The sequence below is a fragment of the Nocardia alni genome (genome assembly GCF_019038435.1).
Lineage (GTDB): Bacteria > Actinomycetota > Actinomycetes > Mycobacteriales > Mycobacteriaceae > Nocardia > Nocardia alni.
Genome location: NZ_JAGPOX010000303.1, coordinates 1 through 2,096 on the forward strand (window position 1 = coordinate 1; position 2,096 = coordinate 2,096).

General features: G+C 67.8%; 2 pseudogenes. Both read left to right on the top strand.

Annotation, left to right across the window (positions count from 1 at the left end):
* Positions 1-555, top strand: a pseudogene (locus JZ791_RS43985) (hypothetical protein); the annotation flags it as partial.
* 962 nt (positions 556-1,517) lie between these two features.
* Positions 1,518-2,096, top strand: a pseudogene (locus tag JZ791_RS43990) (hypothetical protein); the annotation flags it as partial.

Sequence of the window (2,096 nt, forward strand, 5' to 3'; positions counted from 1 at the left end):
CACCCGAACTCCCCTCCTCCGCAACAGTTCGAGTCTCCCGACCGCAACTCCCCGTACGCCGCAGCCTCGAATTCCGAGCCCTACCCCTCGAATCCGATGCCGCAGTACGAGACGCACGCGCCCGAGGTCTACCGCCCCGTCACCAATCACGAACCGCCATATCCCGGCTCCGCACCGCCGCCGCCCGACAACCGCTCCCCCTACGCCACACAGGATTCCGGGCCCTACACCTCGAATCCGACCGGGTGGCAACCGTACAACTCCCCCCAGCCGGTCGACGACCGCACTGCTGACCCCGCCCCCGAATCACCCGGAACCACACCGATCCCCGCGCAACAGCGGGCCCGTCAACCGGTGATACGCCAGCCCGGAGGCTTCCTGTCTCCGCCCCCGATCGACTCCGAGCCGATCCCGACCCACCCACCGGACGTCCCGGCGCCCCCGCAACGCCAGGACCTGTCACCACCCGACCGATACGACCCCGGGGAACCACCGGACAACCGCCCGAAGGATCCCCCCAAGCGCCTGGGCATCCCACCCTGGGCCCAGCAGTAGCCGACCAAATTCCACACCGCAGACCGTGCCACCAGGCAACCGAATTCGGGTCCTCGCCAACCTAATTCACCGCCAAGGCGCCGCACGCGGGTCGGAACTCACGCGACTACTGATCGGTCCAACACCAGGTCGTCGTCACTGCGGGCGTCGCGCACACAGTGACGACGACCGCGTGTGCTGGTACCGGCGGCCCGCTGCCGATCGTGTCGGCGTCGAGCCGCACCTGACACAACACGGTCACCGACCGGGCCGACAATCGGATTCACAGGCCGGGCCCGCTAACTCGGGTGGTCCCTTCAAAAGCAGCCTGTCGTATGGCGAACGTGGCCGGGCAGGCTGGGGGTGCTTCTCCATGCCCGGGGCGAGACGGACTCATTCCTCCTCCGCGCTGTCCCAAGGCGTCGGACAAGACCGGATTCGACTTCGGGTGAACTGCCACGACTCGGCCACGATTCCGACGCCGAGGTAGCAGTCGGCGGCCGAAGAAAGTCCGCAGTGCGGGGCCGCGAGGTATGCGCGGCTCCGTGTGGTCGACTCCCGGGTTCGGTCTGCTCGGGATCGTTCGATCCCATAGGCTGGACGATGCTCGGGCTCCGGGTATTTCGGCGACACTGCAAGGAGTTTGCTCGATGGCCAATCCTTATCAGCCGGGCACCGGGCCGATGCCTGCGGTGCCGCCTTCCGGGTACGGATGGCCCGGGCAGCCGAGCGCTCCAGGACAGGCCGGGATTCCAGGGCACCCCGGCGCCCCAGGTCAGGCTGGTGTTCCCGCGCAGCCTGGCGCCCCGGGACACACGGGCGTTCCCGGACAGCCCGGCATCCCGGGACAGACAGGTGTTCCCGGGCAACCCGGTTTCCCGGGACAGACGGGTGTTCCCGGGCAACCCGGTTTTACTGGACAGTCCGGTTTTCCGGGACAGCCGAACGCTCCGATGCAACCCGGTTATCAATCTGGATTTGCTGTGCCACAACAGCATTCGGCATCAACCGCACCCGCGCCCGTTCGTGGGCGCAACGGCGCCGATTTCGCCGTGGCCGGCCTGCTCGTGCTCTCGATGCTGCTGGAACTGGGGCATGAGTTCTGGTGGCAGGGTGGATTCGAGTGGATGGCCAAGTGGCCGGTCATAGCGTGGATCTTCATCATCTTGACGCCACTGGTGGCCCTCGTCATGCTCGTCGCCGGCAATAGCCCGACACCTGCGCGACTGACCCTCGGCTTGGCGGGCGGTGCGCTGTTCCTCCAGCATCTGTTCGCCATCACCGACAGCTTCCAGTATCCAGAGCTGAGCATGAAGTATCACGGCGGCTGGCTCGCGATCCCCGGACTACTGGTGACGCTGGCCGCAATCGTTGTGCTGTACATGGCATCTCGTCCCGAGACCGCCCGGCCCGCGCAACCGCCGGGCTGGCCGCAGCAGTTCGGGGGGCCGCAGCAGTTCGGGGGGCCGCACCCCCTCGCACCTCAGCCCCCGTCGTGGCCGCAACCCAGCCAGGGAACCCAGCAACCCGCGCAGTGGGCCCAGCCCGCCCCCGGCCAGCAG